Consider the following 24521-nt stretch of genomic DNA (forward strand, 5'->3'; position numbering starts at 1 on the left):
AAAACGCTGAAATAACGCCATAATTCTTGCGCGCCGACCCACTGATGGGCTAAGGCTCCAGATAATGCCTACAAAAAATAGGCATCGTTCCTTATACTACTCCGCGGCGTAGAATACGAAACTGTGTACGCTTTTTGTACGTGATTTAGGTCAAATGTGGTACAAAGTGCGGAAATGGTTGACGCTTTTTGTTGCTCAAAACGCTAATTAAAGCTACAAAATGCGTCAATTTTTCCCGAGAATGTAGCTCAAACCAGTAAAAACAGCAACAAAAAGCGGAATATCGCTCGCGCAACAAAGCTCAGTCACAGAGTGCACGAAGTACGCCAGAATCCATTGTGTAAACACTGTTAGCGCTTGCAGCAACAGATTCATCGTGAGTAACGACTAAAACAGCCGCGCCAGAAGCCGCACAATCGCGCAGCAAAGACACCACAGTTTGAGTATTTTGCGAATCCAAATCGCCCGTAGGCTCATCCAACAGCAGTAAACGCGGGTTGTTAATCAAAGAGCGCGCAATCATAACGCGTCTCATTTCTCCGCCAGAAAGCTCACGTGGATAACAATGCGCAAGATCGTCCACATTAAGTCGCTTAAGCAAATCCATAGCGAAGGAAGTCACATTCGCACAATCTTCTGGCTCAAGTTTTTCCGTAAAATCGCCTATTCGCTTAGAAGAAGCATCAAAAATCTTAACAGGCAAAATAACGTTATTTATCACATTCAAATTAGCAAGCAGCGTCTGCGATTGCGTAACAAAACCAATGTTTTTTGCGCGAATCGCAGAAATTTGCTCGTCGCTTATAGAAGGCAGTGAAATATTGCATCCAAAAATCGTAACGTTTCCACGCGTCGGCTTTAAAAGACCTGCAATCATGTTTAAAAGAGTAGATTTTCCATTGCCAGACTTGCCCACAATCGCAACAAAGTCGCCAGCTTTAAGCGAAAAATTAACATTGTCTACAGCAATAAACTTCCTATTTTTGCGTTTAAATTCGCGAGTGACATTTTTAAGATTTACTACTAAATCGTTACTAACAACTTTATTCGCCATTTTATTCGCCATCTCTTAAAGTCAAATACGCTTCCCTGCTTGCGATTCGCCCCACAATAATCGCAGAAGTTACCAAAACACTAGCGAGAGAAAACGCTACAGAAACTGCCGCAAGCGCGCACACAAACCAAACATTCGACTCCAAGTACGGCAGTTGCAACTGTTGAGAAATAACAACATTATATGGGAACAAAATAAGCGAAGCAAAAGCAACGCCAATCACGCCTCCGCCAAAACCAATCGCAGACGATTCACGCGCGACCATCTTTAGAAGCATGCTCTTATTGGCGCCCAAAATCCTAAGAGAAGCAAATTCCCTCTTGCGCTCCGATGTAGAAGACGCAAAAACGCACACAAGAATCAACACACCCACAAGCCAAAACGCAAGAATGCCAAGAAAAATCGCCTTATTTAGCACCTCTAAACTCTTTTTAGTCTGCTCGGTAATTCCGCCTGGAAAGACAACTCCAAGGCTTTTAATTCCGCTAGTTTTACGAATATTTTCCGCAACTTTTTGAGCGCTAAAACCCTTGCTCACTTTTACAAGAACAGCGCTAACTGCCTTGCGTGCATATTTTGCAGGAATCGCAGTGTGCCCAACTTTAGAAGAATATTTAATAACCGCTGGAATCGTGTCTCTGTTTACAAACACTGAGTTGTCTAGGCTAGTGCCCGTTTTAGCAAGTTGCGCAACAATCGGCCATTCGTGCCCATACAAGCGAACCGTGTTTTTGTAAGACACAAGCACGTTTGCGCCTGCAATCATCTGCCCTTTTTTAAGCTCGCTTTTGTGTTGCGAATAAATCCATGGCGCGATTACAAAGTCACTCGTAGGGTCAAAACCTATGATTTGCAACTTTTCTGCGCAGCATCCAGCAGATAGAGAAGATATGTAAGTTTGTACGCTTGCTTTTTCAACGCCTTTTGATTTTCGCACAAAATCCTCAATATTGTTCGTAAAGTAAAACGTGCTCGATCCGCCATTAGTTAGCAACGCTTCCGCACGATTGTAAGTGTTTTGCGGAATAACCATAATATCCGCGCCAAGGCGAGCGCGCATACTACTTAAACCATTAGAAAGATTAAGGGAGATTAGCGAGCCGCCAAAAAACACTGCAGCTAAGCACGCGGAAACCACAATTAACGCGGCGGTTCTAAGCGGCTTTTGCTTTAGGTTTTCTAGCGGCAATCGCTTTAATGTAATAGTGTGCATAGTAAATTACTTAGATGCGCACTAGCAAGCAGATTTAGTGTCAAGATACACGCTAACAGATGCAAACACCAACGCTAGTACAGATAGCACAATCAACGTTGGACGCATAACAGATGCGCAATGCATCATTGGACTTTTGCAAACACCAATAAGAAATGTTGTAGTAGCGATCATAAACAGAGAGTTAACGATTACAGCAATATTTAAGCCAGCACGAACGTGTTCTTTAACAAATAGCGCAATAATGCCTAGAATTGCAATAACTACGCCAATTCCAATAGCCACGCGGCTGGTGTAGTAGCATGCCATAGGTTGCATCATCATAGGCATTTTTTGCATTTTATGCATGCCTCCAGTTGAGCATGGTTTTGCAAATGTCAATGGCGCTATAGCAATAAGAATTCCAAAAATAATTGCATGAAGCGATGCGAATAATTTGTTTTTCATAATAAATACCTCATTAAATCTAGTTATTATTTTTTAGTGTTGCTTTTTAACGCAACACGCTTTACGGCACTCACGTTTGTAAGCGCCACGCCTTTTAAAATCTCGTTTATAAATACAATCGCAATGCTTAAGAGCTTAATCAACTTCCTCTTGAGTCACGAATCTTACACATTTGCGGTTTCGTTTACTTCTATATTTTCCCTACTTTTATATTTTTTCGTATAGCTTAATAGAAAACAAGTCTTGAATATTTTGTTTTAGTGTATATAATCGCGCACTAGTTATAACAATATTACAATTGATATTTTAAAGTAATCTTCAGTAAGATTGCATTATTTTAAGTGCAACATTTATAAAACGAAAAAAATTACAATTTTACAATTTCTCAATTGGTGCAACTCTTAACATAAGTCTTTTTACACCATCCGAACCAAAGTCAACTGTAATAATTGAGTTTCTTCCCTTGTCTTGCGTTTTAAGAACAGTTCCAAGACCGTAAGTGTCGTGCGAAATTTTGTCACCTTCGTGGAAATCATTGATGTTTAAGTGATTGTCCTTTTCTTGCAAACCTTGTTTTTTGTAAGACAACGATGATGAAGATGACTGCAAATTTGATGTGGATGATTGATGCTGGTATGATTCACTAGATTTTCTGGCGATACGCGTGGTGACTTTGCCAGATTTTGAACCATACGACTTGCCATATGAATTGCCATATGAATTGCCATATGAATTGCCATATGAATTGCCATATGAATTAGAGCCATAAGACTTTGAGCCATACGACTTGCCATAATGCGATTTTCTGTAACTCGATCCGCCGTAAGTGGTGTACGAATCGTCGTCCCAACCACCATCGCTTCCAAAATCACTGTCAAAATCGCGGTCAAAATCACTGCCTGCTCCCCTAAGCCCAGCACGCATAACATCTGTTTCCTTGCGCTTCCAAGAAATCAAATCGGCAGGAATCTCGTCCAAAAACTGACTTTGGATCATTTCCGCAGACTTTCCCCATTGCGATCGCTCAGCCGCCCAAGTGACGTACAAAATCTTCTTAGCGCGAGTTATGCCAACGTATGCAAGACGACGCTCCTCGCAAAGCTCCTTTTGGTTGTCAACACAGCGCGAATGAGGAAAAGTGCCCTGCTCCATTCCAGTCAAAAACACAACAGGATATTCCAAACCTTTAGCCGTGTGAAGTGTCATAAGCGTAACTTTTCCAGTATCTTCGCCCTGGTCTGGAAGCTGATCCGAATCCGCAACTAAAGCCGTAGTCTCCAAAAAACCAGCAACATTAGCATCAGGCGTATTCTGCTCATACTCGGCTGCAACCGATTGCAATTGAGACAAGTTATCTACTCTAAATTCGTCTTGAGGATCCTTAGACTCTCGCAAATCCTGCAACAATCCGCTTTCGTTAAGCACGTTCTCTACAACCTTAGAAGGCTTGGAATCGTTAGCTTTCATAAAGTCAATAAGCGAAGTCATAAGATCCCTAAAACTCTTAAGTGCGTTAAAAGTTCGAGATGAAATACCAATTTGTTCTGCAATCTTATCTATTTGACTAAGAGCAGACCAAAAACTTATAGAATTTTCTTTTGCATAAGACGTAATCTGCGACTCAGCACGTGCTCCAAGACCACGCTTTGGAACGTTTAAAATGCGGCGCATATTGACATCGTCATCAGGGTTTGCAATAGATTGCAAGTAAGCAAGCGCATCTTTTACTTCGCGACGCTCATAGAACTTAGTTCCGCCAACAAGCTGATACGGTAAACCCGACTTAATAAGCGCATCTTCCAAGCTACGAGATTGCGAATTTGCGCGATACATAATCGCAATATCCGAGTAGTTTACGCCATCTTCGCCGCGCAAACGCGCGATTTCTTGAGCAACCCAAGAAGCCTCACCTTGCGCATTATCGGCCACATAACCGACAATCGGCGAACCTTTGCCTAAAGATGTCCACAACTTTTTAGGCTTTCGATTAGCGTTGTTGGAGATCACGGCATTTGCAGCATCCAAAATGGTTTGCGTAGAGCGATAATTCTGCTCCAACATAATTGTTGTAGCGTTTGGAAAATCCTGCTCAAAGTCTTGAATATTGCGAATATCTGCACCGCGGAAAGCATAAATCGACTGGTCTGAATCACCAACAACCGTGATCGAAGACTGCGGAAGTTGAGTGGAATCTGGTGAAACTGATGAATCTGGTGAATCTGCGGAATAATCATCCACACCTGCATCATCCACACCTGCAAGCTCACGAATCAACACGTATTGCGCGTGATTGGTATCCTGATATTCGTCAACCAAAATGTAACGGAACTTTCGCTTGTAATACGCGCTAACTTGCGGATTTTGGCGCAAAAGCTTAACCGTTAACATAATCAAATCGTCAAAATCAACAGCATTCGAAACGCTAAGCCTATTTTGATACTCCGCGTAAACAGCAGCGTAAAGCGCATCAGCATTGCCAGCAGCATTAAAGCTAGATGCACCAGATACAGACGCGCCTGGCTTATAATCTGGTGCGTAATTTTTAAGGTTTTCCTGCCAAGTAACCAAATTGTTTTTAAACTCAGATATCTTAGACAATAAAAGTTTAGGCGTAAACTTTTTAATGTCGATATTCAATTCGGATGCGATTATTTTAACAAGACGCTCGCAATCCGAAGAATCGTAGATAGAAAAACCTGATTTTAAGCCGATTGAATCGCCATGAGCGCGAAGAATTTTAACGCAAGCAGAGTGGAAAGTGGAAACCCACATGCTATTTGCGCTATTGCCGATTAGTCTTGCCAAGCGCTCGCGCATCTCCGCTGCCGCTTTATTTGTAAACGTGATTGCAAGAATCTGACTCGGCCACGCCTTGCGATTAGCCAAAATCCACGCGATTCGGCGCGTAAGAACACGCGTTTTGCCGCTGCCTGCGCCAGCTCCGATTAAAAGCGCTGGGCCAGTGTATTGAACAGCCTTGGATTGCTGTGGATTTAAGCCCTCTAAAAGCGATTGTGGATTGATTTCGGGAATGTTGGAAGATTGTGCGTATGTTTGAGCGTATTGGGCAGCGGCAGAAGATTGAGCTGTTTGGGAAGATTGTACGGAATTTGAATATTGTGCGGAAAAATCGCCAGCAACCGTAGAAGCAGAAACTTCGCTCGTCATATCTTTATTAATAGGTGCATCGCTAATAGAAGCATCGCTAATAGAAGCATCGCTCTGCTCGTCTGCATCTTCTGGATTGCCAAACAAATCAAAATCGTAACCGTACTTGCTCAAAAGCCACTCGCTCCTGTGTTTCAAATCGCAAAAATTAAACTCTAACCAATTTTAACGAACGGCAGCCAAACACAAATCGTGCGTTTTGCACTGTACGCATTACACAACTTACGCACTTTGTAGCACATTTGACCCAAATCACGTACAAAAAGCGGAAAAACTGACGCACTTTGTAGCTCTAAACAACGTTTTGCATCGTTCGCGCGCTACGCTTTGAGCGCTCAGGCAGGTCGTCGCGCAAGTGAGTCAAAGCTGGGGGTAAGCTATACAAATACACGCTACACACGCAAAATGCGGCGCAATTTGAAAGGAATAATCGTGCAAGAACTTGAAGAACGTATCCAAAAAGAAGGCATTGTTAAGCCAGGAAATGTTTTGAAAGTTGACGCATTCCTTAACCACCAGTGCGATTGCGCGCTTTTTGACGCAATGGGAGCTGCATGGGCGCAGCATTTTAAAAACACGCAAATCAACAAAATCCTAACAATCGAGTCTTCGGGAATCGGAATCGCGTGCGTTGCTGCGCGTCATTTTGGCAACGTTCCAGTGGTTTTTGCAAAGAAAGCGCAATCAATCAACTTGGATGGCGATCAATACGTGTCTACCGTATTCTCGTTCACAAAGCAACGCGAATTCCCTGTAATTGTGTCTAGAAAATATTTGAGCGCAGACGACCGCGTTTTAATTTTGGACGATTTTTTGGCTAATGGCAAAGCTTTGCAAGGGTTGATTGACATTTGCGATCACGCTGGAGCCACGGTTGCTGGCATCGGTATTGCGATTGAAAAAGGCTTCCAAGGCGGCGGAGATGCGTTGCGCGAAGCTGGATATGACTTGGATTCGCTGGCGATTGTGGAGTCGATGGATCCTAACGATGGGTCAATCACCTTCCGCCAATAGCCAAGTCAATATGATTGTGCGCAAATTGTGAAAAAATTAAACATAATTCTTCACAAATCGCAATTTTGCGTAAAAATACGATAAAGTAGTTCGGTTGGTGTTTGAAACCTATTACTCTAAATGTGCTAGCTTTCAACATGCAATTTTTAATAATTTTCAATAAGATAGCTTGATCAAGATAGCTTTAATCGGCTAGTTTTCAACTGATTGGCGGCTAAACGTATGAGTGATGTTGTGATTGTAAGCGCAGCGCGCACACCGATAGGAAAATTCGGAGGCGCGTTGAAATCGCTCACATCTGTTGAGTTAGGAACAATCGCAGCAAAAGCCGCAATCGAACGCGCAAAAATCAGTCCAAAATCTGTAGATCAAGCGATTTTTGGCAACGTACTTCAAGCAGGCAGCGGTCAAAACGTTGCGCGCCAAATCGCCCTTAGCTCGGGGCTTGACGAGTCAAGTTGCGCAATGACAATCAACGAAGTTTGCGGATCTGGTCTTAAAGCCATTCGCCTTGCGCAATCTGCGATTTGCATGGGAGATGCAAAAGTGGTAGTTGCTGGAGGCACGGAAAGCATGAGCAACGTGCCGTTTTACGCGCAAAACGTGCGATTTGGTGGCCTTCGCTACGGCAACAGCGCACTGGTTGATGGACTAAAAAAAGACGGACTTTGTGACGCTTTTACTGGCAAAGAAATGGGAGTTACTGCCGAAAACGTGGCCGCGAAGTTTGGCATAACGCGCAAGCAGCAAGACGCTTTTGCGTTAAAATCGCACCAGAAAGCCGTTTTCGCGCAAAATAACGGCGATTTTGACGCGGAGATTGCACCCGTGCAGCTTTTGGACGGAACTGTGATTAACAGAGACGAGCATCCGCGCGCCAACACTTCTATAGAGAAGCTTTCTAAGCTTAAAACGTTGTTTGAGGCGGATTTTGACAGGTGCGAAACTGGTGGAATGCGCGAGGCAGATGAAACTCGTGAGGCGTATTCTGGAGCAAAACACTCGCCTACTGTGACAGCCGGAAATGCAAGCGGCATCAACGACGGCTCAGCAGCACTCGTCTTAATGAGCAAAGACTACGCAATCGCGCACGGAATCGACTATTTGGCAGAAATCGTAGGATTTGCAGAAGGTGGAATCAGTCCAGACCTTATGGGCTACGCGCCAAAACACGTTATGGAACGCATGCTAAAAAACACGGGCTACACCGTTGAAAACATTGACCTTTTTGAGATTAACGAAGCGTTTGCCGCACAAAGCATAGCCGTGTGCCAGCAGCTGAACATCAACGAAAGCAAACTGAACATAAGAGGCGGCGCGATTGCGCTCGGGCATCCTTTGGGCGCTAGCGGAGCCAGGATTTTAACAACACTTCTTTACGCACTTAGAGACAATCACATGCAAAACGGTGTTGCAGCTCTGTGCGTGGGAGGCGGAATTGGAGTGAGCATGCAAGTTAGGATGCGAAAGTAGACGTGTGATAGACGTGCACGTGTTGTGACACGCGCGAAGTAAGTCGCAGAACGCATACGGAGTGTTGTGATACGCGCGGTTGCTGGCGGTGAATGTGGCGGTTGCCGGCGACTTGAATAGCGTCAATAGCGTCAAAGCAACATTGCAAAAGTGAAAATCGCGAAAATGACGTCAAAAAAAAATGGAGAAACATGGCAGCTTTTCGAGAATTAAGCGTAGAACAGCGCATAAAAACGCTGGAATCAGAAGGCACGCTTAGCGGCGATTACACGCAACTTCTGCTCGCACAACTCGCGCAAAGCAGCGAAACAAACATTCCTGCAAGCGTTGCAAACAGCATGATCGAAAACCAAATCGGGCGATTCAGCCTGCCAGTAGGCGTTGTGCGCGGCCTAAAAGTAAACGGAGTTATGCAAAACGTGCTGATGGCTACAGAAGAGCCATCCGTAATCGCTGCCGCATGCAACGGTGCAAAAATCGCAGCAAAAAGCCTAGAAAACGGCGTTGTAGCACACAGCGCACATTACGTTACGCGCGCACAAATAGTTTTTGAAGACGCGGACGGAAGCGTAGCCAAAAAACTAGATAGCATAATGCGTAATGAGTCAAAACGCACGGCGATTAGTGAGGTTGCGCGCTCCGCACACCCATCAATATACCAACGCGGCGGCGGATTAGAACGCGCGCAGGCGGCGGCGTTAACAGGCTTCGCCAAGCTAACACTAGACATAAACGCATGCGACGCAATGGGAGCAAACATAGCAAACACCATTGGCGAAGCTGTTAAAACCCAGCTGGAAAGCTGGGTTGGACGCAAGGCGCTGGTGGCAATTCTTGCCAACTCCAGCCGCGCGGCAACAGTCGCCGAAGTGCGCATACCCGTAGAAGCGCTTGTGACTAGCGCAAAAACAGCCGCGGCTGGAGATGCCGACGGCATGCGCCTTGCGCGACGCATCGCCGCCTTAAGCTCCCTGGCCGCCGTAGACGCGGAGCGCGCTGCAACCCACAACAAAGGAATCCTAAATGGAATAGTTGCAGCAGCACTCGTATCTGGTAACGACACGCGCGCATTACAAGCCGCCGCACACGAATGGGCAGCAAAATCTGGTCGTTACATGCCTCTTTCAACCTGGACCTTGCAAAATTCAGGTCAAATCCTTTACGGTCGTATCGAAATCCCGTTGCAAATCGGCACAGTGGGCGGCGCAATCGCCTCGCTACCAATGTCAAAAGTCGCGTTGCAAGTTTCTAAAGTCAATAACGCCAATGATTTCCGTAACGTTCTAGCAGCCGTAGGACTCGTGCAAAACCTGGCGGCCCTTCGCGCACTCGCAGGTCCTGGAATCCAAGCTGGTCACATGCGCCTTCAAGCCGCAAATATCGCTATAGCATCTGGAGCGCGCGGAGACGAAATTCAAAAAGTTGTGCACGCGCTTCTAAACGAAAATTCTTCCGATTTAAACACGAATTCTGCAAGGATGATTCTTGATAATTTGCGAAAAGACAAAAATACTTAGAGTTTAAAATGATAATTACACGTGTTACTCGGTTAACTGCGACTTCCTTCTGTTTGGGATAAGTCGCCAGCAACCACGCCGTAAAATTTACACCACTAAAATCGTCCTTAAAAAAATCGCCTTAAAAAAAAAAATAGGAAATCATGAGCAATACTTCAAAAAACACTCCAAAAGTCGGAATCGACCGCATAACTTTCGCAACTCCAAATTGCTATCTAAGCATGCGCGACCTTGCGATTGAGCGCGGAATAGACCCGAACAAATTCACAATCGGAATCGGTCAAAGCCAACAGGCAGTGCCACCAAACCACCAAGACATCGTAACACTTGGCGCTCAAGCTGCTCTGCCGCTGATGCAGTACATCGACAGCAACCGCCTCAAAATGGTGATCGTTGGCACAGAAAGCGGCGTCGACGCCAGCAAATCCAGCGCGCTTTATATTCACAAACTTCTAAACCTTAGCTCGTGGGTGCGCTGCGTGGAAGTAAAAGAAGCGTGTTATGGCGGAACTGCGGCGCTTATGATGGCTCGTGACTACGTTTTGACGCATCCTGGCGCGCAAGTTTTGGTGATTGCTGCAGACATTGCGCGCTACGGCGTTGGCACTCCTGGCGAGGTGACGCAAGGCGCTGGTGCTGTGGCGATGCTTGTAAGCGAGAATCCACACGTGTTGCAAATCAACGACGACAGCGTTGTAAAATCGGCGGAAATCCAGGATTTTTGGCGTCCCGTATATCAAAGCACGGCGTTGGCTCGCGGAAAGTTTTCAACCGAACAATACATTCGCATGTTCTGCGACGTGTGGCAGCGGTACAGTGCGGAAAACGCCTGCAATTTCAACGATTTTGAGGCGATTTGCTTCCATCTTCCATACACAAAAATGGGGCTTAAAGCGCTTCGAGCTGGGTTGGAGGAAAATTCTAGCGCGCCTATTACAAGCGATACGCGCGAACGTCTTCTTGCGCGATACCAAGACAGCACACAATATAGTCGCCGAATCGGTAATATTTACACTGGTTCACTCTATTTAGGCTTAATTTCTTTACTTGATTTCGATTATTTTAGGAATTTTGACGATTCTGCGGTTGATGGCGATAGTGAGGTTTCTTGCGACTTATCTTCCGCAACACACACAAACGAATCGCCGACATGCCTGTCTCCTTTACTCCCAGGTCAAAAAATCGGCTTGTTCTCCTACGGTTCTGGCGCTGTAGCAGAATTTTTTAGCGCAACACTTGTTCCAGACTGGCGTAGCGCGCTGTTTTCTAATCAGCACTTAAAGTCGCTAAACAATCGCACGCAATTAAGCGTTTCGCAATACGAGGAGATGTTTAACAGCGCAGCGCCTTATTCTCCGCAGGATTTTATAAGCAGCCAGAAGAATCGAAGTGGCGCGCGATTCGTACTTGACTCCATCACATCTCAAGAGCGTAACTATCGTTCTATCTAGCTGTAGTGCGATTGTACTGAATTACGGTGTTTTTTAATACAAACGCACTACACATACACACAAAACCTTAGTGCGATTGTACCTAAAATACGGCAGGCCGTCGCGCAAACACACTACGCATACACACAAAAACAAGCCAAAACGTTGATATTTCAAGGGTTTTCGGCATGAAAAAAGGGTTTCTAGCAATTTGCTAGAAACCCTGTTCGCGGATGAGGCGAGATTCGAACTCGCGGTAGGTTTCCCTACAACGGTTTTCAAGACCGTCTCCTTAGACCGCTCGGACACCCATCCTTGTGTGATTGCTACGCAATATGCGCATCAATCACACAAGCGAATAGCCTACCATAATCCCTAGGAAAAACGCGCATACTCGTATCTAGTCGCGCCTATTTCCCAGCAACTCCAGCAAGTACACAAACATGTTGATGAAGTCCAAATAAAGATTAAACGCGCAAATAATCGAAATACGTTTAATCATTTCTGGCTGATCAGCATACGCTTCAAAAATCGCACGAGTTTTCTGTGCATCGTAAGCCGTAAGACCTGCAAAAATCAGCACTGCAATCGCAGCAATAAATCGCATTGTTCCAGCACTTGGAGCAACAAACATAAGAATTACCTGACTCACGCACAACACCAGCAAAGCCACCATAAGAATAGGACCAGCCTTAAGCATATTCACTTTTGTAGTGAGCGCAAGCATTGTAAGGCACAGGAAGAATCCAGCAGTTAAAGCCAAAACCATTGCAATAGAGCCGAGACTAAACACAGTAAAAATCGTACTAAGCGTAAAGCCAGTAAGCGCAGCATACGCATAGAACATCGCACGCGCAGCAAAAACGCTCATTTTCATAACGCGCATTCCAAGCACAACAGCAAGCACCACTTGCGCAATAATAATGCCGAAGAATCCAAATCGACCCGTAGCATACAAGTAAGAGTAAAGCGCACCCGTACTTTGCGTAAACATTGCCACAAGCGTTGTGACAATTAGTCCAACAGTCATCTCTGCGTAAACTCGACGCACACTCACTCGCTCTGCCTGCTCGCGCACATAAGTAGCCTGCGCGTCGACAATTGTTGGGTTTTGTGCAAAGTTGCCAGCATAATTGCTGTTAAAATTTCCAAAATCTCCCATAATTCCTCCTAAATCCTTATTAAGTATTTAATTATAGTACATTTGTACGACTATGTGTGTCGTGCTACAAAAAGCGGAGATGTAGGTCGTCGTTCGCGCGGTCTACGCGCGCGAACGTCTTCGCCGCACGTAAAGTCCACTGGACTTTACGTTTAAGTGGCTCAGCGCTCCGAATTGCCTTTTCGCGCTACGCTTTAAGCGAAAAGGCAGGTCGTCGCGCGTTACGACTCAGGCGCATCCTCCACGCGCGGCGCACCATTAATATCGCGATGAATACCCTGCATTTGCGCCTCAATTGCCTGCAAATTCTGCGCGCACTCAAGCAGCGTCTTAGAATGCTCCGCCAACTTTGCGTCCGGCAAATCAGCCTTATAGCGCAACGCGTGCTCCAAACTCGCCCAATAATCCATTGCGATTGTACGGAATTGCACCTCCACCGGCGTGTAATGCGCACCCGACGACAAAAACACTGGCACAGCGTAAATTACATGCAAACTGCGGTACCCATTCGGCTTTGGGTTTTTAATATAATCCTTAACCTGCAAAACTTGAATATCCGTTTGCTTGGAAAGGTATTGCGCAACCGCGTACACGTCGTCGCGATAGTTGCAAATCACGCGGATTCCAGCCACGTCGAACAGATTGTCGCGAATCGAACGCGTTGATATGCTTAGGTTTCTGCGGCGTAGCTTCTCAAAAATCGAGTGCACGGATTTTAGTCGCCGCTCCATGTGATGCACGGGATTGTGCGAAAATCGCACCTGAAACTCGCCGTCCAAAATCTCCAGCTTCGTGCTTATTTCGTACATCGCGCCTTCGTACACTTGCATCATGTTTACGAATTCGTCCATTTGATCGGGCGGAAGATGCGGCGTTTCGCTTTTTATAGGTGATTTTTGCGCGGACTTTTCGTCAGCGGTTGCTTGCGACTTTTCCGCGGTGGCGTCTGGCGCCCCACCATCTCCCGCTCCTTGCAAGCTGGCGTAAAGTTCGGCCAAATTTAAACGATTATGACGATCAAGTATCACGGTTCTTATTCTACTCGTAATTTTGTTATAAGTCTGATAATCGCCTGAAAATATGCGCGACGACCTGCCTTCGCGCTTAAAGCGTAGCGCGCGAAGGCAATTCGGAGCGCTGAGCCGCTCAAGGCAGAAGCACTGCTTCTGCGCGGCGAAGACGTGAGCGCGGCTAATCCGCACGAACGATGTGACGCACTTTCTAGCTCTAAACAGCGTGTTGGACTACAAAATCGGGAAATAGCGCTAGCGCAGTTTAATCTCGCCGCGCCCAACCCACAGTATGTGCTTGCCGCGAATATCCCACTTACGCCGCCTCTTACCAGCAACCACAGTGATCATCATGGCAAGAATCGCCGCCGAGAATATCATCGCAATAACAAACAACGTCATCCATAGCGGCCATTGCACATGGTCTTCTGGCGGCGCAACAGGGTCCGGCAGCACACGATACCCCGTAACCAGCAACCTATGCGAGTTCACACCATACGGCGTACAAGTAAGCAGCGTAGCTAAATCGCGCCCCTTCTCGCGCTGCAGCAAACTTATATCGTGCGGATCCACCACGTTTATACGAAACACCTTGTAACGCAAGGTCTCCCCTTGCACATCAAGATAAAAGTAGTCACCCTTTTTAAGGTCTGTTAGCGAATCAAACATGGTTGCGTTCGGCAAACCAGTGTGCGCGGTGATCACAGTATGCCGCCCCTTACCACCCACTGGCAAATCCGTGCCGTACAAGTGCCCCGCGCCTCGCGCCAACGTGTCTTCTTTTGTACCGTGGTAAATCGGCAGCTTTACGCCAATCTTCGGAATCTTTATAATGCCGATAATGCCCATCGGCTCCTCAAGCGTTTTAAGATAACGCTTGTATCCAGGCGTGTTAGTTATATCTTCCTGACCGTCGCCGCCGTACGGGTCGCGCGTGAGCATGTCTTTGCGCGTTGCGTTATAACGTTTCGCATCGCGAATGTGAGCGCGCCGCACGTCGCCAGCCTGATCGTGATTATATTTATCGTACGCTGTCGATATCTCCTTCGAAACGTGATTATTCCACAGCGTTGAGCACACAGGGTAGCTAAAGCACAAAATGCCTGCAAGAACCAGCGCAATCGGCTCTAGAATGCGCATCAGTGCGATTTTCTTTTTAGTTATTTTTTTAGTTTTGTTTATATTTTTGCTTGAGTTGGATCGTGGAATTTGCTCTTCGGCTGCTTGCGACTTATCCGCTAGCAAACCACTCGCACCAGCCACACTGCTCGTGCCAGCCACATTGGAGGTACGCTTCGCCTTATTCTTGAACAATTTAGTAACCGCGCGCGCACGCAGTGAGCGGCACCAATTGCTAATATCGGCTAGCTTCATAACTCCTCCAAGCTCAAGCTATTTAATGAAAGATAATATTTGGTTTGATTTTGCTACAAACGCAGTGGGATTTTGTGCTTTTTGTTGCTCAAAACGGCAAAATTAACAACAAAATCGGGAAAAACTTACCGAAAATGTTGCTTAAAACCACAAAATCAACAACAAAAAGCGGAAAAACGACGGGTTTTGTTGCTTTAACAGTCCACATAGGATTGAGTCTAGGGTTTTTGCCCTAGACTCAATCGTTATAGACTCAATCGTTATAGACTCAATCGTTTATAGATTTAATCTTATAGACTCAATCGTTTATGATTTGCTAATCAACTGAGCAAATCACGCAGCCTGCTGCTCTTCTTCCTTCTTGCGATTCTTAAGGAATATAAACATACCAGAGCCAACGAGACCGAGGCCAATAAGCGCAAAGATAATCACGCCAGCAGCACCAGTCTTTGGAAGGGTGAACCAGAAGCCACCGTCCTTAGTTGGGACATCCTTGAAATCGTAGACGTATGCAGTTGCAGTCGCTTGATTAGCTGGAATAGTAACCTTTTCAACAGCTGGAGACAAAGCAAAATTATCTGGAGCCGCGGTCTCTACAACGTAGAATTCTTGGTTAACCTTTGCCTTGAAAGCAGTAGTCAAACCAGTTTCAGGCGTTCCAGTTGCAGCGTTCGTAAAGCCCTTAGTAGACTTGTTATCGCACTTGTCAGCGGAACGAGTAGAATCCGCTGCGCAAGCCTGTGCATCTGCTAATTTAGCGAAGATTGCAAACTTAGCTTTAGCAAGAGTCTTAGAAGTATCAGTTCCGTTAACCTTCTTAATCTGGAAGTCACGAAGAGTTACCTTAGACTTAGGATCTGGAGTTGGGTTATTAGGTTCTGGCTTAGGATTATCCTTATTATGACCCTGCTGGAAACCATACTTGTTAACAACATCGCCAGCAGAAACATCACTCTTAAGCGTGAACTTAAGCTTAACAGTTACTTTCACGTCATAGTTAGTTTTACGCTGGTTAGCAATCTCAGTAAGACCAGCATCATTAAACGTAATCTTTAAACGAGAATAGCCATTGTCGATGCCATTTGTACCAGTACCAGCCACTGGCTGTTCAACTGTATAGTATTTTTTAGATGCGTTATCTGTTGTGAGATTCTTAGTTCCAACCAAAACTTCAGTTACAGCATCAGTTTTGGCTTCATATGCATTGGTTGGCACATCATCCCAAACCGCATAGTCTTTGAAATCATCTTTCGTATAATTAGCTGCAGGAGTATTACTGGTCGTAATTGCAGAGGCTTTAATTTCGTATGGAACTTCATCCTTTGCACCAACCATGCCAGTGGTATCAACAGTCTTATCAATAGCATCTTTAGTGTATGCGTTCTTAGGATCAACACTTACATCATAAGTGTAAGTGTTATTCTTTTCAGTTGACTTACGAGTGATTTCTGGAACAGTCATGAAGAATGGGTTAGCAAGCTTTTCATAACCATCGTCAACACTTACTTCTTCAACCTTATACAAGCCGATACCAAGACCGTCGAACTCTGCAACACCGTTAGTAGTCGGTTTTTCGGTTGACTTAGTATCTAAAGTGATACTAGCTGTATCATTTGGAGTTGCATTAAGTGTTGGCACTTTAGCAGCAACTGCTAACCAATCCTCTTGTGATGTTAAATTAAGGTCTTTCTTCTGGTTGTCAGATCCAAGAATCTGAGTTACCTTGGTAATCTTAAACTTAGCGTTAACGTGGGTTTTCTTTATGTTATCGCCTTCATACTTCCACTTGTTAATGGTGATTTTACCAGTGCATTGCTTATTGTCCTGATCCCATGGTGCCTTAGAAGCATCGCAGGCAGTCTGAGCAGCCCAAGCGGAGCTGCCAGCAACCACGGCGCCAGCAACGCACAGCGTGCCAGCCATTGCGAGCGAAGCCACCGCGGCAACGCATTGTTTAGTGAACTTATTCACTTTCTTCTCCTTTATATCAGTGCCCTTTTGGGCAGGTTTTTGAGGAAAATACGGTTATTGTTTAATGTTTATTGTTTATTTTGTGTTGCGATATATAGGCAAGCCACAATCTGTAAGCAAGCCACGGTTCGTGATCGATCCACAATTTGCGAACGAGCCACAATTATTCATCGCGCTAATGTTTACGCGAATCGTAGTACGCAACAAGTTTTAGCGAGAATCGCACCGCAAGCTTGCAAGCCAGCGCTACTCTTTCGACTAGCCGACTAGCAGGATTGCGTGCAAATTTTTTCATCAGCATCGCCACCTTTCGCTACGTCGCCTTAAAGCGCGAAGCTTTTTGGCAGTTTTGCAGATAAAATCTTTAATCAGTGTCTTACGCAACAACGCATCAAGCATCGCGCGCCCCCACTTGGTTTGCTCAAGGAAGAACCCAGCTGCCATCACGCCCGTGCCAATCACGCACAGCACGCTCATCAGCATGTTCCAGTTCACGCAATCTTCCCCGCCTGTCTTCGGCAGCTTAAATTGTTCGACCACGTGTACTTTGAAGGATATGCGATCCCAGTCTCTAGATTGCGCTACGCCAGCAAGTTTTACATTCCACATATCGGTTGATGAATAACTACCATCATTCTGAGGAATACCATCTTTAACAGCTTGATTAAAAGCAGTAAGCGCATTATCTTTCAGTGCAAAAACAGAGCAAACATACGTTCCAGTCTCTTTTGGAGCACCTTCGATTTCTTCTTCCCTGCGAGCGGTTGAACTTTCCACGCTTCCTGCCTGAGTATTATTCGCATTCAGCATTCCATACAAAACATGGTCAGCAGAACAATTTCCATTTTCTCTACAATCTTTCTGCTGAGATTCGGTCGCAAAAGTCCATTCAGGAGTGTTTTCGCCATAATCATGACCCAAATGCATGTTCAATGTATCCTCAAGTCCGCGACTCCACTTATTCGTGTTGTCTTTTGAACACATCATACGTAGATGAATCTTGGTCTTATTTTTTACGCTCCAAGCTTGTACAAACGGATTTCTAATAAGACCAATGCCTTTCATAACAGTAAGATCATTACTACCATTAAGCACACTGTTAGTATCTTTAGATTTAGTTAGACTCATTCGCAAATCGTTACCGCTATAGCCCAAATCAGTTACTTTAACTGGAGCATACACAGGGTTCATAGTATTAGTTGCATTATCATCATGCTTAAACTGGTTATTGCCAGCATCTGGATCTTCTGATGTAGAACCATCTGGATAATGCACAACAACATGTGTCTTATAATGGTCTTTTGGAGTAACAGTTACGTCTGGATGGAATGTAACATTACCATACCTAGAGCCTGCACCTATTCCAGTATCATTACCATTGTGATTAAGCGGATTGTTATTATCTCTAGGAGCATTACTATCCTTCTGACCATTCTTCCAGAATGACCAATCATATGCGTCTTCAGATGAAGATGCAGCACTACCGTCATCCTTCTTCAACTCAAACCACGTACCGTCAGGGAACGATACACTGTCTGATATAGCTCCATACGCAAGCGACTTAGTATTTACATGCTTCCCAGTTGGCTTCTTATTCTTTGGCAAACCAGATTGTACTTCATCACCAGCTCGAACATTTACTTTATCATACACAGGATTGTAGTTGTGAGCTTGAGTGTGAATGTGGATTGGTATTGTGCGAGACTCATAATCGACACCTTTTTTAGCCTTAACAATGTTATTGCCACTGCCACTAATATTCCACTGGAAATCTTTTAAAGGATCAGTATTATTTTTACTTGCATCTTTGTTAAGTTTTTTTACTGCATTATCAAAGTTAGTAAGCAAATTATTAGTATCTTTACTGAACTGCTTCTCTTTAATCGCGTACACTACACACTCGTAGTCGCCAGTTTCCTTTGCAGTACCCTTAATCCATCCGCGAGTACGCTCGGTAGTTTTTTGCGAATTACCGTTAGAAATATAGTCGTCGTATAAATGCTTAACTTCACATTCATTGCTATTTTCTTCGCATTTCTTCTGCTTTTCAGGATCTTCAGTATGATCCCACTTTTCTACATTTTGCATAGTAATTCCAGCAATGCCACCAGATTGATAATGAGACTTAGTGCCATCTGGATTATTCCTATAGCAAATAGTGCGCAGGTTAATTTTACCAGGCTTATACTGTGACCATGAATCAAGCCAACGACCCTTACTATTATTAACTGTAAGTTCCTCGTTCTTACTAAGGTTAATCGTAGGATTATTCCAATTACCGCCACCTTCACGATCACTTACATTCAGGTGTAGATTATTAGCATCTTCATCATGAGAACGAAGTACGTTAACTGAAGCAAAGACTGGCTTACCGTTGTTACCAGAATCAGAATCTTCTGATGTAGAACCATCTGGATAATGCACAACAACAGGAGTTTGATCTGGATTATTCTCACTTGTAGCAGGGAACCACTTGTGCGGACGGAATGTTACTTTACCATATAATCCATCTTTGCTTTTAGCTGAATTATTATTATCAGTATTATTTTGCCCATCTTCAAAGAACGAATAACTCAATGGAGGTTTATGAGCATATCCTTTATACATCTTAAACTCAAACCAAGTACCTTCAGGAAGTTCTCCTTCCTGAACCTCACTCTGGTTAAGTTTTGCTTTGTTAGCATCACGAGCACTCTTTGGACGTTCTGATGTTTTCTTAGTACCAGCCTCCATAGTAATGGTCTCATACTTAGGGTTGTAGTAGTGAGCGTCCGAGTGTACGTGAATTGGGAATGTTACAGAGTCCCAATCAACGTGTCTTTGAGTGCTATTCTGAGGATTTGTTTTATCTTGCTTATCTGTTAATACTCTTTTAACAACATCTTCAAACTTACGGTCACCAGGTTTCTTTACAAAGTCATTTACAGCCGTATCAAACTTTTTTTGTAATTCACCATTTTTTCCATTGTATTTAAGTTCTTTAATAGCGTACACAGTGCACACAAAGTCGCCATTATCTTTCACTTTGCCGTGCAGCCATCCCCAAGTGCGAGCAGTAGTATCATTCTCATTACCATATAAGTAATGTTTCGTATCACACTGTTTTTTATCTTTACAATCCTTTTTTTGCTGCTCTGTAGCTATCTTCCATTGAGAAGTTTTACCACCTACAGCATTAACCAAATCACCATCTTTGACATTTTTTCTACCTGCAAGCTTCAAACCGTTTATTCCATCAAGTTCATAACTTTCAGGCTTACCAGTTTCCCTATTCTTTTTATAGCAGAGCATTCGCTGGTAAATAGTTCCTTGTTTCTTGCTTGACCAAGAGTCAAAAAACATTGGTTTAGTATCATTACTACCATCGCCTAACGTTTCACCCTTACGGAAACGCACACCATTTTTATCATTATCTTTAATAAGTCGTCCGCCATGAGTTTCACTATCATAAACTTTCAACTTCAAATCATCATCTGCAACTTCTGTAAGAGTTACAGAGACAGGAGCGTAAATCGGCTTTCCGAGATTACCAGAATCAGAATCTTCCGACGTGGAGCCGTCTGGATAATGCACAATTACAGGAACTAAATAATCTCTTGCTTCTGTAGTCTTTTCTGGTTTAAACGTAATCTTTCCATACCTTTTATCAGTAGTTTTATCTTTCGCCTCATTACTACCATTTTTCTTATTGCTCTGATCTCCTTCAAAATTCGACCAAACAGGCTTTTCTCTAGAATCTTTATGCTTAGAATACTTTTTAAGCTCAAACCATGTGCCTTTTGGCAAATATGTTCCGTCTTGCACTAAATCCTTTTGGCTTTGATTATCAGCTGCAACACCATTGGCACCAGTTTGGCTTACTGGAGCAGCATTCATTACACCTTCTGTATTACCAGCTTGTACACTTACCTTCGTGTACTGCGGGTTATAATAATGCGCGTCAGAGTGAACCTTAATTGGCACAGTTCTAGATGTATAATCAACACCTTCTCTTAGACCATTGAAAGTATTTGTATTAATGATATTAGTAGCAGAACCGTCTGAGCTTTCAATCTTGGAATCTTTTTTCTTTGCCTCTTCAAATCTCTTCAAAGCATTAGGTTTCAAAGCATAGACAGTACACTGATAATTGCCAATCTTTGTTGGTTTCCCTTTAATATGACCACGCGTACGCTCCATGGTATTGCCGGTGCTATCAAATAATTTGTTTGCTGCACAACCCTGACCATTTCGACACTTTTCCTGTTCTTCATCAGTTGCATGCTGCCAAGGTGTATCACCTTCTATTTTTATGCCATTAATACCGTTAAGATGATACTTCAAACTCATAGGATTCGTAGTATCAGCGCACACAGAACGAATACTAATATCTCCAGGCTCACGTACAGACCAAGAATCTATCCATGGCTGTGGAGTAACATCGCGATTCTTGCGGAATACGAATCCATTGGTGTAATCAATCTCTTGACCATTTTGGTTCTTATGAATATGGAGCTGCAAGTCACCTGATTCAGAAGCATCTCTAGTGACTATTACAGGGGCATTAACTGGATTACCATTATTACCAGAATCAGGATCCTTTGAAGTTGAGCCATCAGGATAATACACAACTACAGGTCTATTTTCAGGTTGATTAGGTTTAGAAGCAGGAACCCACTTATTTGGGTGGAAGGTAACAACACCAGTTGACTCATTCTTAATCTTTGCCCAAGTTGGTGGATTCTGATACTTATTATAAGTTTCTGCTCTGAACCTAGTGCCAGAGGGGAATGCTTTGCCTCCCCTATCCCTAGGAGAATTAGAATCTTTACCTTCACCAGCTTTTACTGTAGTAGTGTCGTAGTACGGATTATACAGTGAGGCTTGTGAAACAACGTGTATATCAACGCCTTTAACCTTCACAATTGAATTGTTCATTTTACAATTGTTAGGTCTAGGGTCAGGATAGTTTATTTGAACATCAAAATGTATGGTTTTCCCTCTATCAGAAGGCTTAGGACTATACTTAACTTCGCCTGTTTTTGGATTAATATATGCTTCACCAGGTTTCATATTATTAGGATTATTAACTCTTGTAACACCATCAGGAAGTTCTTCTTTAGTACCGAAACTGGTCTTTTTAAAAGTAAATTCTATTCCAGCATCAGTTGGAATTACCTCAGACGTAGTTCTGATCCCTTGATTTGGCATGTCCTTGTAATATTTAAAATCGCCGGAATATGAATTGCCAACCCACTCACCAGTGTTGATATACGGCTTTACGGAAGTAACTTTACCGTAAACAGCATCATTTTTAGACTTCTTTGGGAATTGGATATCATCATTATTTTTAGGATTTAAACCAAACTTAAACTCTTCCAAGTCTGGTATGCCGTCACCATCGTGATCATAGGGACCAAAAACTGTAAACTTGTGCTTATCTCCTGTGTAGGAAATCCAACCTGCCATAAAAGGTAATTTATAAGGATCAACGCCATCTTCAACTTCTGCAGTAACAATCCAGCGAATAGAATCTGCATCGTTATCTTGTTCCCAAGATTTAAATAATCTACCAAAATTACCAGCTCGACGCCATGTATCGACTTCACATGTTGCATCTGTACCTAAACCACATCGTTCAATAGAGTCTTTCCAGAAACTATCATAATCAGGATCACCCGGTATGCGCGTAGAATTACTAAAAACATTATTAAAATCGCTTGGTACTTGATCTTTGCCTCGTAATTCCCACGCAAACTTGTTGCCACCAATACCGAGAATAGCTTTTGTACGATATCTCGTAATTCTTATGGTATTATCCTTGATGTTTTTTGGCAAAATAAGATAAAAATCAGGTCTACCACTATACGCATGTTGAAAATTGTCAGAAGTACACACTGCATTTGGATTTTCTATTTTTTTAAGTCTGCATCCATTTGCGTTAAAAAGAACATTCCAAGTGATGGTCGTTTTTTTCTTTCCATTAATTGTTATTGTATCTATATCTGGTGGCTGAACATCGAAATCACGATATACATCGTGACTCGCAACAGAATCAGGAGAAATATATCCATTACCAATGTAATCCCAAGCAACATTAGCAGCATTAGCTTCTTTTAGCGGCGGCACGATGAGCATGGTTACTATGGTGGCAAAGGTGACAATTATTGCAAGAATCATGTTTCGGAAGATATGCGATTTTCTTGCTGTTTTACCTACGTATGAGCTTAATGAATCATTCTCAGATGATGAAGATAAAGAAGATGATGAAGATAAAGAAGATGATGAAGATAAAGAAGATGATGAAGATAAAGAAGATGATGAAGATAAAGAAGATGATGAAGAATTTACTTGAATATTTGAGTACGAATAAATTGGCGCACTGTGGTAGTCGGAATCTGGGCGCGTTGAATAGGTAGAGTCAGAACCAGCAGACGTATCTGCCACACTATTCGCATTGTCAGTATCGCTCACAGAAAAAACCTTCTGCGCAATGCGGCACACGCGAGATGCGAAACGAGCAAACTTTGCAGGTAACATAATCGACTCACCTTCGATTGTCATTTTTGGCTAGTTTGTACATCCTAGCCATTTTGGCAATTTCGGCTATTGCATAAGCAACACCCTGCTTTTACACGAATCCCAAAATTGGGCAGAATACTACACGTATCAAGTACAGAAGTACTAAGAGCATTCAAATACATGAACTAGCATTTAGCAATTGCAGCATTTACAAACAACGCTTAATGCGATTCAACATGTGAGCACAACAATAAAGCAGCAGAACGCGCAGCTTTACTAAAGTACTCAAGCAAAAGCATTTAGCAAATATACCCCCCCCCCCATAACGAATTGCAAGAAAAAATAGACTTTAACAGAACTTTAAGGAAAAGTTTTTACAATCGTTCTCTTTTACAAAAAAATCTATTGATTGATTGCTAATAACAGAATAGTTTTATGTAGTAGGTGAAGTGTTTTGCGTGACCTGCGTGTCGTAAAACCACAACATCTTGTGGTTCGGATGCACACTGACCACAAATCGCCAGCTATGTAGTGCGATTGTACTGAATTTCAGCGTTTTTGATACAAACGCACTACATAAAAGCGCTCAAGCAGGTCGTCGCGCAAACTCGGGAAAGCAGATCATTCGTTCGAGCACTGCAGAGTATTACAAAACGTTACGAGTTTGAGAGCACTGCGATACAATTAACAAAGTCAAAGCAAAACACACGGCAAATAACGCGAAGACACAAATAACACGGAAGGCAGCACTACGATTAGCTTAATTAGGCGGCAGATTCTGCCAGAGTTTATACCAGTTGGCGCACGAATTGTTGTGCGAACATACAAAGTCGCGCAATTAGGCGGCGACGAAAGATTGCAAACAGCCACTGGCAGATCGCAAGCAACCGACGCCAGCGAAGAAACAACCGACGCCAAATCGCAAAAAATCGAATACCACGACGCGATTGGTCACGTAATCAGCTGGGACGGAGCAACATTGCATCTTATGCGAGACGCGGCAGCAAACGGAAGCCGACCCGAGCAAGAAATGTTCATTGACGCGCGCACAATCGTAAGGCTAAAGCCAATACCCGAGCGCAAACATCGCAGCTAATCTACGCAAGCTATGTAGTGCGATTGTACTGAATTTCAGCGTGTCGTACCGCGTGCTACGCTTTAAGCAAAAAGGCAGGTCGTCGCGCGAG

Annotated in this window: 15 protein-coding genes and 1 tRNA gene; 6 read left to right on the forward strand and 10 right to left on the reverse strand. The window is 43.8% G+C overall.

All coding sequences use genetic code 11. The annotated features are described in order from the left end of the window. Positions 1-301 precede the first annotated feature (301 nt). The 4 genes from HXT20_RS04850 to HXT20_RS04865 form a co-directional block, all read right to left on the reverse strand. A complete protein-coding gene (locus HXT20_RS04850; RefSeq protein ID WP_055348389.1) occupies positions 302-1066 on the reverse strand; it encodes an ABC transporter ATP-binding protein in 765 nt (254 codons plus the stop codon). Next, positions 1056-2267: an FtsX-like permease family protein gene (locus HXT20_RS04855; RefSeq protein ID WP_103013414.1), complete on the reverse strand. Its 1212-nt coding sequence runs from the start codon at positions 2265-2267 to the stop codon at positions 1056-1058. Before HXT20_RS04855 ends, HXT20_RS04850 begins: the two co-directional genes overlap by 11 nt. A 21-nt stretch (positions 2268-2288) precedes the next feature. Continuing rightward, the gene (locus HXT20_RS04860) at positions 2289-2714 is read right to left on the reverse strand and encodes a DUF4418 family protein (protein WP_004113387.1); all 426 of its coding nucleotides are present in this window, start codon (positions 2712-2714) and stop codon (positions 2289-2291) included. Between the two features lie 375 nt (positions 2715-3089). Then, positions 3090-5996, reverse strand: coding sequence for a UvrD-helicase domain-containing protein (locus tag HXT20_RS04865; protein ID WP_422114275.1), 2907 nt, complete (start codon positions 5994-5996; stop codon positions 3090-3092). 318 nt (positions 5997-6314) lie between these two features. Between HXT20_RS04865 and HXT20_RS04870 the strand changes: the two genes are divergently transcribed. From HXT20_RS04870 to HXT20_RS04885, 4 genes are all read left to right on the forward strand, one after another. Further along, entirely contained in the window at positions 6315-6896 is a 582-nt protein-coding gene (locus HXT20_RS04870; protein ID WP_004113391.1) for a xanthine phosphoribosyltransferase, read from the forward strand. Positions 6897-7118: 222 nt separating this feature from the next. Next, positions 7119-8369, forward strand: a complete 1251-nt coding sequence (locus HXT20_RS04875) for a thiolase family protein (RefSeq protein WP_009994898.1) — start codon at positions 7119-7121, stop codon at positions 8367-8369. A 191-nt stretch (positions 8370-8560) separates the two neighbouring features. Further along, positions 8561-9886, forward strand: a complete 1326-nt coding sequence (locus HXT20_RS04880; protein ID WP_421780072.1) for a hydroxymethylglutaryl-CoA reductase, degradative — start codon at positions 8561-8563, stop codon at positions 9884-9886. Between the two features lie 143 nt (positions 9887-10029). Further along, positions 10030-11337: a hydroxymethylglutaryl-CoA synthase gene (locus tag HXT20_RS04885; protein ID WP_101886552.1), complete on the forward strand. Its 1308-nt coding sequence runs from the start codon at positions 10030-10032 to the stop codon at positions 11335-11337. A gap of 209 nt (positions 11338-11546) precedes the next feature. Here HXT20_RS04885 and HXT20_RS04890 read toward each other — a convergent pair. From HXT20_RS04890 to HXT20_RS04915, 6 genes are all read right to left on the reverse strand, one after another. After that, positions 11547-11631, reverse strand: a tRNA-Ser gene (locus HXT20_RS04890). A gap of 85 nt (positions 11632-11716) precedes the next feature. Continuing rightward, on the reverse strand, positions 11717-12478 hold the full coding sequence (locus HXT20_RS04895) for a Bax inhibitor-1/YccA family protein (RefSeq protein WP_004117411.1): 762 nt from the start codon (positions 12476-12478) through the stop codon (positions 11717-11719). A 221-nt stretch (positions 12479-12699) separates the two neighbouring features. After that, positions 12700-13506, reverse strand: coding sequence for a GTP pyrophosphokinase (locus HXT20_RS04900; protein ID WP_004574898.1), 807 nt, complete (start codon positions 13504-13506; stop codon positions 12700-12702). Positions 13507-13743: 237 nt separating this feature from the next. Next, the gene (locus tag HXT20_RS04905) at positions 13744-14862 is read right to left on the reverse strand and encodes a class C sortase (protein ID WP_422114276.1); all 1119 of its coding nucleotides are present in this window, start codon (positions 14860-14862) and stop codon (positions 13744-13746) included. 333 nt (positions 14863-15195) lie between these two features. After that, positions 15196-16833 (reverse strand): SpaH/EbpB family LPXTG-anchored major pilin, encoded by a 1638-nt coding sequence (locus HXT20_RS04910; protein ID WP_422114277.1) that lies wholly within the window; start codon positions 16831-16833, stop codon positions 15196-15198. A gap of 294 nt (positions 16834-17127) precedes the next feature. Further along, entirely contained in the window at positions 17128-22950 is a 5823-nt protein-coding gene (locus tag HXT20_RS04915; RefSeq protein WP_422114278.1) for a Rib/alpha-like domain-containing protein, read from the reverse strand. Here HXT20_RS04915 and HXT20_RS04920 point away from each other — a divergent pair. Further along, the gene (locus HXT20_RS04920) at positions 22943-23167 is read left to right on the forward strand and encodes a hypothetical protein (RefSeq protein WP_075038765.1); all 225 of its coding nucleotides are present in this window, start codon (positions 22943-22945) and stop codon (positions 23165-23167) included. The genes HXT20_RS04915 and HXT20_RS04920 overlap by 8 nt on opposite strands. Positions 23168-24148: 981 nt before the next feature. After that, positions 24149-24430: a DUF6725 family protein gene (locus HXT20_RS04925; protein WP_004113418.1), complete on the forward strand. Its 282-nt coding sequence runs from the start codon at positions 24149-24151 to the stop codon at positions 24428-24430. Positions 24431-24521 lie beyond the last annotated feature (91 nt).

The sequence above is a fragment of the Gardnerella sp. DNF00109 genome, from assembly GCF_049262845.1.
Taxonomy (GTDB): Bacteria; Actinomycetota; Actinomycetes; order Actinomycetales; family Bifidobacteriaceae; genus Bifidobacterium; species Bifidobacterium vaginale.

Coding starts and splice junctions, on each gene's coding strand:
- HXT20_RS04850 (WP_055348389.1), bottom strand. CDS start 1,066: ATGGCGAATAAAATGGCGAATAAAGTTGTTAGTAACGATTTAGTAGTA.
- HXT20_RS04855 (WP_103013414.1), bottom strand. CDS start 2,267: ATGCACACTATTACATTAAAGCGATTGCCGCTAGAAAACCTAAAGCAA.
- HXT20_RS04860 (WP_004113387.1), bottom strand. CDS start 2,714: ATGAAAAACAAATTATTCGCATCGCTTCATGCAATTATTTTTGGAATT.
- HXT20_RS04875 (WP_009994898.1), top strand. CDS start 7,119: ATGAGTGATGTTGTGATTGTAAGCGCAGCGCGCACACCGATAGGAAAA.
- HXT20_RS04880 (WP_421780072.1), top strand. CDS start 8,561: ATGGCAGCTTTTCGAGAATTAAGCGTAGAACAGCGCATAAAAACGCTG.
- HXT20_RS04885 (WP_101886552.1), top strand. CDS start 10,030: ATGAGCAATACTTCAAAAAACACTCCAAAAGTCGGAATCGACCGCATA.
- HXT20_RS04895 (WP_004117411.1), bottom strand. CDS start 12,478: ATGGGAGATTTTGGAAATTTTAACAGCAATTATGCTGGCAACTTTGCA.
- HXT20_RS04905 (WP_422114276.1), bottom strand. CDS start 14,862: ATGAAGCTAGCCGATATTAGCAATTGGTGCCGCTCACTGCGTGCGCGC.
- HXT20_RS04920 (WP_075038765.1), top strand. CDS start 22,943: ATGAGCATGGTTACTATGGTGGCAAAGGTGACAATTATTGCAAGAATC.
- HXT20_RS04915 (WP_422114278.1), bottom strand. CDS start 22,950: ATGCTCATCGTGCCGCCGCTAAAAGAAGCTAATGCTGCTAATGTTGCT.